Origin of the sequence: Streptomyces sp. NPDC050263 (assembly GCF_040655955.1) — a bacterium.
In the GTDB taxonomy this organism is placed as follows: Bacteria; Actinomycetota; Actinomycetes; order Streptomycetales; family Streptomycetaceae; genus Streptomyces.
Genome location: NZ_JBFAKW010000310.1, coordinates 1 through 1229 on the forward strand (window position 1 = coordinate 1; position 1229 = coordinate 1229).

Annotated in this window: 1 protein-coding gene; it reads right to left on the minus strand. The window is 67.5% G+C overall.

Translation table 11 applies throughout. The features are described from left to right. Window positions 1-26: 26 nt before the first annotated feature. Window positions 27-1184, minus strand: coding sequence for an IS30 family transposase (locus tag AB0J04_RS46210; RefSeq protein WP_363174745.1), 1158 nt, complete (start codon window positions 1182-1184; stop codon window positions 27-29). Between the last annotated feature and the right edge of the window lie 45 nt (window positions 1185-1229).

Genomic DNA, 1229 nt, shown 5'->3' on the forward strand with positions numbered 1-1229 from the left:
GGGCGGTTTCCACTGATCGTTGCGAATCAGCAGTAGGCCAGTTCTCCTGACCAGCGTCTCATGGCCTCGGCCGGTGTGCGGTCTCCGAGGACGAGCCGGGGCCGTTCGTTGAGCTGCCGTTCGACTTGCGCAAGGTCGCGGGCGGTGTAGTGGGCGAGGCTGGTGCCTTTGGGGAAGTACTCCCGCAGCAGGCCGTTGGTGTTCTCGTTGGTGCCGCGCTGCCAGGGCGAGTGCGGGTCGCAGAAGTAGATCCTGAAGCCGGTCAACTCCTCTACTTCGTCGTGGTGGTAGAGCTCGCGTCCCTGGTCCCAGGTGAGGGTGCGCCGCAGGGAGCCGGGCCAGTGGGCGGTCTGGGCGACGAGGGCGTCGCGGACCTGCGGGGCCTTCCATCCGTCGGGCAGGTGGATGAGCCGGGTGTAGCGGGTGGCGCGGTCGACCAGCGTGCCGATCGCGGATCCCTGTCCCTTGCCGACGATGAGATCGCCCTCCCAGTGGCCGGCCTGCTGACGGTCCTCGGCCTCGCGGGGGCGGGTGTGGACCGAGCGCATGTTCGGGATGGCGTTCTTGGTGGGTATGCCCCGGCGCTGCTTCTTCCGGCGGGTCCTGCGGGTGCGCAGCCGGGCGGTGCGTTTGTCGAGCAGTCCGTTGTAGAGGGCGCGGTAGATAGTCTCCGGACAGGCGTTCAGGTCGGGTCGGTCGGGGCTGGTGCGCGCGAGATGACGGGTGATCTGCTGTGGTGACCAGCGCTGCTTCAGCTTGTCGTTGATTACGTCCCGCAGCGCACGGATGGCGCGCAGCTTCTCCTCCTTCGGGCGGGCCCTGCGCAGGATGGCATGGTTGTGGGACCACCACGGGTTGTAGCGGCCGTCGGGTCCGCGGCCGCGCGAGATCTCCCGATACACGGTCGAGCGGTGCTTGCTGATCTCCTCGGCGATCTGCGCGGCCGTACGGCCGGCGAGCAGCCCTTCGGCGATCACGATGCGGTCGTCCTGAGTGAGGTAGCGGTCATCGATGAGCTTGTCGGGCAGGAGCATGCGTCCAGCCTTGATGAACCACACCGAGCCTGCGCTGGTGGATACGCCCACCCGGCGGGCAGCGGCTGCCCCTTTCAGGCCACCTCTACGCAGTTCGAAGTACTTCTTCGGTACCGACAGCGGCAGGCGGTTCGGCGGGTACTTCGGCACGGGACGGACTCCTTCCAGGAGTCGCAACCACCGATAGAAACCGCT